The sequence below is a fragment of the Limosilactobacillus fastidiosus genome (genome assembly GCF_014145505.1).
Classification (GTDB): Bacteria; Bacillota; Bacilli; order Lactobacillales; family Lactobacillaceae; genus Limosilactobacillus; species Limosilactobacillus fastidiosus.
On sequence record NZ_JACIUZ010000029.1, the window covers coordinates 1 to 6,979 of the forward strand.

At 43.7% G+C, this 6,979-nt stretch carries 3 protein-coding genes, 9 tRNA genes and 2 rRNA genes; 13 read left to right on the forward strand and 1 reads right to left on the reverse strand.

Annotation, left to right across the window (positions count from 1 at the left end; genetic code table 11):
• Window positions 1-136: 136 nt before the first annotated feature.
• From H5R64_RS03950 to H5R64_RS04000, 11 genes are all read left to right on the forward strand, one after another.
• Window positions 137-3,059: ribosomal RNA gene (locus H5R64_RS03950) — 23S ribosomal RNA — on the forward strand.
• A 77-nt stretch (window positions 3,060-3,136) separates the two neighbouring features.
• Window positions 3,137-3,253, forward strand: a 5S ribosomal RNA gene (gene rrf / locus H5R64_RS03955).
• A 47-nt stretch (window positions 3,254-3,300) separates the two neighbouring features.
• Window positions 3,301-3,392: transfer RNA gene (locus H5R64_RS03960), tRNA-Ser, on the forward strand.
• 7 nt (window positions 3,393-3,399) lie between these two features.
• Window positions 3,400-3,471: transfer RNA gene (locus H5R64_RS03965), tRNA-Glu, on the forward strand.
• A gap of 7 nt (window positions 3,472-3,478) precedes the next feature.
• Window positions 3,479-3,551, forward strand: a tRNA-Val gene (locus H5R64_RS03970).
• A 52-nt stretch (window positions 3,552-3,603) separates the two neighbouring features.
• Window positions 3,604-3,676, forward strand: a tRNA-Phe gene (locus H5R64_RS03975).
• Window positions 3,677-3,682: 6 nt separating this feature from the next.
• Window positions 3,683-3,765, forward strand: a tRNA-Tyr gene (locus tag H5R64_RS03980).
• A 6-nt stretch (window positions 3,766-3,771) separates the two neighbouring features.
• Window positions 3,772-3,842 (forward strand) — tRNA-Trp (locus H5R64_RS03985).
• 17 nt (window positions 3,843-3,859) lie between these two features.
• A tRNA-His gene (locus H5R64_RS03990) sits at window positions 3,860-3,934 on the forward strand.
• 38 nt (window positions 3,935-3,972) lie between these two features.
• Window positions 3,973-4,043 (forward strand) — tRNA-Cys (locus H5R64_RS03995).
• A gap of 30 nt (window positions 4,044-4,073) precedes the next feature.
• Window positions 4,074-4,158: transfer RNA gene (locus H5R64_RS04000), tRNA-Leu, on the forward strand.
• A gap of 226 nt (window positions 4,159-4,384) precedes the next feature.
• On the opposite strand, the gene H5R64_RS04005 is transcribed toward H5R64_RS04000, so the two are convergent.
• Window positions 4,385-4,738: a hypothetical protein gene (locus H5R64_RS04005; protein WP_182581715.1), complete on the reverse strand. Its 354-nt coding sequence runs from the start codon at window positions 4,736-4,738 to the stop codon at window positions 4,385-4,387.
• 942 nt (window positions 4,739-5,680) lie between these two features.
• Between H5R64_RS04005 and H5R64_RS04010 the strand changes: the two genes are divergently transcribed.
• Together H5R64_RS04010 and apf are read left to right on the forward strand one after the other, a co-directional pair.
• Window positions 5,681-5,905, forward strand: a complete 225-nt coding sequence (locus tag H5R64_RS04010) for a hypothetical protein (protein WP_182581714.1) — start codon at window positions 5,681-5,683, stop codon at window positions 5,903-5,905.
• Between the two features lie 370 nt (window positions 5,906-6,275).
• Window positions 6,276-6,979, forward strand: a 704-nt coding sequence (gene apf, locus H5R64_RS04015; RefSeq protein ID WP_182582888.1) for an aggregation-promoting factor, incomplete at its 3' end; no start/stop codon positions are given.

Consider the following 6,979-nt stretch of genomic DNA (forward strand, 5'->3'; position numbering starts at 1 on the left):
AGCTTGCACTTTGAAAACTAAATAATATCAATTTTCTTTATTAATTAACAAAACAAACCGAGAACACCGCGTTATTTTGAGTTTTAAGAAATAATCGCTAACTCAATTAATCCGATAATCACAAAGTGATTATCAAGGTTAAGTTATGAAGGGCGCATGGTGAATGCCTTGGTACTAGGAGCCGATGAAGGACGGGACTAACACCGATATGCTTCGGGGAGCGGTAAGTACGCTTTGATCCGGAGATTTCCGAATGGGGAAACCCAACCAACTTAGTCGTTGGTTGCTTGACTAGTGAATCTATAGCTAGCAAGCGGTAGACGCAGTGAACTGAAACATCTCAGTAGCTGCAGGAAGAGAAAGAAAAATTCGATTCCCTCAGTAGCGGCGAGCGAACGGGGAAGAGCCCAAACCAACGAGCTTGCTCGTTGGGGTTGTAGGACTGAACATTTGAGTTACCAAAGAGCGACGTAGTCGAAACAGTTGGGAAACTGTGCCAGAGATGGTGAGAGCCCAGTAGACGAAACGTCACTCCCTCAGTTCAGGATCCTGAGTACGGCGGGACACGTGAAACCCCGTCGGAAGCTGCGAGGACCATCTCGCAAGGCTAAATACTCCCTAGTGACCGATAGTGAACCAGTACCGTGAGGGAAAGGTGAAAAGCACCCCGGAAGGGGAGTGAAATAGTTCCTGAAACCATGTGCCTACAAGCTGTCGGAGCCCATTAATGGGTGACGGCGTGCCTCTTGCAGAATGAACCGGCGAGTTACGATTGCATGCAAGGTTAAGGTGGAAAAACTGGAGCCGCAGCGAAAGCGAGTCTGAAATGGGCGTATGAAGTATGTAGTTGTAGACCCGAAACCAGGTGACCTACCCATGTCCAGGTTGAAGGTGCGGTAAAGCGCACTGGAGGACCGAACCCGTGTCAGTTGAAAATGGCTGGGATGAGGTGTGGGTAGCGGTGAAATTCCAAACGAACTTGGAGATAGCTGGTTCTCTCCGAAATCTCTTTAGGGGGAGCCTTGGGATAAAGAATCGTGGAGGTAGAGCTACTGTTTGGACAAGGGGCCCGTCATGGGTTACCAACTTCAGATAAACTCCGAATGCCATCGATTTATGCCCAGGAGTCACACGATGAGTGATAAGATCCACCGTGTAAAGGGGAACAGCCCAGATCACCAGTTAAGGTCCCTAAATATATGCTAAGTGGAAAAGGATGTGGAGTTGCATAGACAACTAGGATGTTGGCTCAGAAGCAGCCACCATTTAAAGAGTGCGTAATAGCTCACTAGTCGAGTGATTCTGCGCCGAAAATGTACCGGGGCTAAGCATATTACCGAAACTGTGGATGTGCACTACGTGCACGTGATAGGAGAGCGTTCTAAGGGCGGTGAAGCTAGACCGTGAGGACTGGTGGAGCGCTTAGAAGTGAGAATGCCGGTATGAGTAGCGAAAGACAGGTGAGAATCCTGTTCACCGAATGACTAAGGTTTCCTGGGGAAGGCTCGTCCTCCCAGGGTAAGTCGGGACCTAAGCCGAGGCCGAGAGGCGTAGGCGATGGATAACAGGTTGAGATTCCTGTACCAGTTAACTGCGTTTGACGATGGAGGGACGCAGGAGGCTAAGCAAACCTCACGATTGGAAGAGTGGGGCCAAGCAGTAAGTCAGGATGTGAGTTAAATGCTTACATTCGGGTTGACAAGCTGTGATGGGGAGCGAAATTATAGTAGCGAAGTTGCCGATGTCACACTGCCGAGAAAAGCTTCTAAGGAGCAAGTTAACTGCCCGTACCGCAAACCGACACAGGTAGTCGAGGAGAGAATCCTAAGGTGAGCGAGTGAACTCTCGTTAAGGAACTCGGCAAAATGACCCCGTAACTTCGGGAGAAGGGGTGCTGGTCGCAAGACCAGCCGCAGTGAATAGGCCCAGGCGACTGTTTATCAAAAACACAGGTTTCTGCAAAATCGTAAGATGAAGTATAGGGGCTGACGCCTGCCCGGTGCTGGAAGGTTAAAAGGAAGGGTTAGCTTCGGCGAAGCTCTGAATTGAAGCCCCAGTAAACGGCGGCCGTAACTATAACGGTCCTAAGGTAGCGAAATTCCTTGTCGGGTAAGTTCCGACCCGCACGAAAGGCGTAACGATCTGGGCACTGTCTCAACGAGAGACTCGGTGAAATTGAAATCCCTGTGAAGATGCAGGGTACCCGCGACAGGACGGAAAGACCCCATGGAGCTTTACTGTAGCTTGATATTGAGTGTTTGTACTGCTTGTACAGGATAGGTAGGAGCCATAGAAGTCGGAACGCTAGTTTCGACGGAGGCGTTGGTGGGATACTACCCTTGCATTATGACCACTCTAACCCGCAGCACTAAACGTGCTGGGAGACAGTGTCAGGTGGGCAGTTTGACTGGGGCGGTCGCCTCCTAAAAGGTAACGGAGGCGCCCAAAGGTTCGCTCAGAATGGTTGGAAATCATTCGCAGAGTGTAAAGGCACAAGCGAGCTTGACTGCGAGACAGACAGGTCGAGCAGGGACGAAAGTCGGGCTTAGTGATCCGGTGGTTCCGTATGGAAGGGCCATCGCTCAACGGATAAAAGCTACCCTGGGGATAACAGGCTTATCTCCCCCAAGAGTCCACATCGACGGGGAGGTTTGGCACCTCGATGTCGGCTCATCGCATCCTGGGGCTGTAGTCGGTCCCAAGGGTTGGGCTGTTCGCCCATTAAAGCGGTACGCGAGCTGGGTTCAGAACGTCGTGAGACAGTTCGGTCCCTATCCGTCGCGGGCGTAGGAAATTTGAGAGGACCTGTCCTTAGTACGAGAGGACCGGGATGGACATACCGCTGGTGTACCAGTTGTTCCGCCAGGAGCACCGCTGGGTAGCTATGTATGGACGAGATAAACGCTGAAAGCATCTAAGTGTGAAACTCGCCTCGAGATGAGATTTCCCATTCCTTCGGGAAGTAAGACCCCACAAAGATGATGTGGTAGATAGGATGGAAGTGGAAGTGCCGTGAGGCATGGAGCGGACCATTACTAATCGGTCGAGGACTTAACCAAGTTAAGCGGGAGTTCGGTTTGGTAGAAAATGATATTGTTTAGTTTTGAGAGCGCAAGCTCTTGCCCAAAAGGGTAAGTGTGGTGATGATGGCTTGAAGGATACACCTGTTCCCATGCCGAACACAGAAGTTAAGCTTCAACACGCCAAAAGTAGTTGGGGGATCGCTCCCTGCGAGGATAGGACGTTGCCACGCAAGTGATTGAGCTTTGGCACCTGGTTTGTTGCCAGGGCTCGGATTTTGGAGAGTTGTCCGAGTTGGCCGAAGGAGCAGCATTGGAAATGCTGTATACGGGTTAAAGCCTGTATCAAGGGTTCGAATCCCTTACTCTCCGTTATTATGACCCGTTAGTCAAGTGGTTAAGACACCAGCCTTTCACGCTGGTATCGTGGGTTCAAATCCCGCACGGGTCACTTTTATGGAGGATTAGCTCAGTTGGGAGAGCATCTGCCTTACAAGCAGGAGGTCACAGGTTCGAGCCCTGTATCCTCCATTCACAACGGAAGTTGTGTTTGGTAATTTAATAAAACCCATATAATCGTAATGGCTCGGTAGCTCAGTTGGTAGAGCAACGGATTGAAGCTCCGTGTGTCGGCGGTTCGATTCCGTCCCGCGCCACTTTATGGGGGAGTAGCGAAGTCTGGTTAAACGCGACGGTCTGTAAAACCGTTCCTTCGGGTTCGGTGGTTCGAATCCACTCTCCCCCATTTTATAGGGATATAGTTAAACGGTATAACTACGGTCTCCAAAACCGTCGTTGTGGGTTCGATTCCTACTATCCCTGCTTTTGTGAATTTTTTGGCGGTATTGGTGAAGTTTGGTTAACACACCGGTTTGTGGGTCCGGCACGCGTGGGTTCAAATCCCACATACCGCCCTTTGTTAAAGGGATTTTCCTTTTAACGTTAACTATTTGGTGGTATAGCCAAGTGGTAAGGCAGAGGTCTGCAAAACCTTTATCATCGGTTCAAATCCGATTACCACCTTTTAGTTACTAACTAATACTTAAATATTTTGCCTCTGTGGCGGAATTGGCAGACGCGCTGGACTCAAAATCCAGTTCCCGTTGAGGGAGTGTGGGTTCGACCCCCACCGGAGGCATATTTTAGCTGAGTAATAGTATTGGTTGGTAAACAATTTAGCAGGAGAGAGTTTGTATTAAACTTTCTCCTGCTTTTATTTGAATTAATACTAGTAAATATCTGTAATAAAGTCGAAATATAAGATAAGAAAAGTTATTTTAAAGTAAAAAAGCTCCAAAGTTCGAATAATATGGACTTTGGAGTCATTTTTTTGCAGTAGTTTTAATAGATTTACTATGAAAAATTTAATCCCGGTTTTCAATCAAATGCCAAACAAAGAAGCCAATTCCGATGATTAGTGCGAGCCAGCCCCAAAGTTGAAGGAAAAGATAAATCTTAAACATAAGCATGGCGACAATCCAACTAAGAATCATCATTCCTAAGCAAATGCTGTCGCCAACCATATTATCAAGACGGAATGTGCAAAGGTAAAGAATTCCAGATGCCAGATATAATACTGCAATCCCGATTTCAGCAGTCATGCTAAATATTCGTGCAGACGCATCAGGATTTGTGGCGGCGGTAAAGAGTGCTTGTAAGAAGATAACAATTGCAAGAATAATCATAATGATTCCAACAATTATTTTAGTATATTTCATAATGACACCTCCTTATAAATATATTAATATTTAAAATGATAGTTATAAAACGATTTAACCTAAAATATTACAAAAACGTTTTTATAAATAAATTAAATATGAATTATTTTTCATGTGTTTAGTATTACTGATTTATCCATTGATAGTATATGTAAAAGGAAAATTACTAATTATTATTGATTAAATTGTTTAAAGGGTAATAGGAGAAGTGTTTAATTTTTATTATCTTTAACTAAAAACCACTAATAAATAGTAGTGGATGATTTAGAATTGTATTTGCATATTGGGATAGAGCAATCAAGATTTCACTTTAATTTTTCAATAGTATGATAATAATCATTAATATTGAAAAAAGAGGACGGACGCAATGAAAATAAAGTTAATGAAGGTCTACAAAATCTTACTGATGTTAAGGTAAGTGTGGTAATTCAGAAACGCTGTTTTATGCTTATATGAATGACTTAGTGTTAAGAGAATTAAAACGTTGATGACGAGACAAAGGAACCAGTGTAGAAGTCTCTTTGTTCTTTTATTAATCCACAATCAATTTCAACGAGGCAAATTGTACAATTATTTATTGATAGTTTGAAAAAGCGGATCAAAACGTACTAGCTCAAAAATATATTGATTACCGTTGTCAGAATGAACGAAGCTTTGCGGAAGTAACCGATCCGCAGTCTTAAACAATTATTTGACCGAAATTCGCGGGTGATTCACGAGAACGCAAATCGCAAATAAAGATAGTCATGTATTCAATATCCAGCGAGATTTGAAAGCAGGAGGCTACCTAAGTTAGTAACCACGGCTCATCTACGGGGAAATGACCGAGACAACTCATCAGTTACCCCAGAAACTAATTGCTGTTTAATTGATTTGATGAGATGTTAATGTCAGTTGTTCAGCTAATCGAATCCATATGCTAAATTAAATTACCAAAAGCATATGAAGGATGCTGAAGAATGGATTGTTCCTGAAACGTGGAAAGATTTTGCTCATACTAAGACTAAAAAGGATATTTATGTTGCAATGCAGGCACTTGATCCTCATCAAAAACCGGTAATAGCTAGTAATAAAACTTTGTTTATTGATGATAAGCCAAAGAATTCAGTGAATTTCCCAAGGGCTCATGCTTTTTTGTGGGACATATACTCATACAGTCGTGGTTAAAGGAACACTGTTAGTTACAGAATGGTTACAAAAATCTAGCAAAATAATATTAAAAGGCTCAGATAGGGATAAATTTCTCCTATTTTGAGCCTTTTTAATACTCTTTTATTACAAAAATTATTTTATAGGTTAAGGAAGTGAAAATGGAGATTAAATAGCGGTATATTAGGATTTGGAGCGATTGATATTTGATAGATAGGAAGCTTTTATTACAATAAATTACGAAAATTGGTGAAATTGATAATCTGTAGTAACTCCTATGTAATTTCGAGCGTGTATATTAGAAACTGTTGATGAGGTAATCAACAACTTAACAATAATAATTAAAATTTTGAAATAATAATTAAGAAAAGGAAGGTATTTCATTTATATGAATAAGTTATCGAAGAACATCGCTAAAGTTACAGCTGCTGTTGCCGGGGTTGTTGCCTTAGGAACTATCGCAACCACTACCACCGCTAACGCCGACTCAATTTACACGGTGCAAAGCGGTGACACCTTATCAGGAATTTCATATAAGTTTGGCCATGATTTAACTTTTGTTGACACTTTGGCCTCAAACAACAACATTGCTAACAAGAACTTAATTTACGTTGGTCAAAAATTAGTAATTAAGGATGACGGTGAAGTTGCTCCTGCTACTCAACAACAAGTTGAAACATTGCCAGCAGCTAATACCGCTAACCAAGCAAGTCAAACAAGTTCAGCAGCTTCAACTGGTGCAACTACTCAAAGCCAAGCACCAGTACAATCACAACAAGCGGCTTCAGCAGCTACTACTAACAACACAGCTGCCCAAACCCAAACTGCAACCGCAACTACTTCAGCAAGCAATGCAGCAAGTTATAACGGTAACTACACTTCAAGTGTAGCTGGTAATGATGCAGCCGCTAAGGCTTGGATCGCAGCCCGTGAATCAGGTGGAAACTACGGTGCTACGAATGGTCAATACATTGGTAAGTACCAACTCTCTGCTTCATACTTAAATGGTGACTACTCTGCAGCTAACCAAGAACGAGTAGCTGACCAATACGTAGCTAGTCGTTATGGCTCCTGGAGTCAAGCACAAGCCTT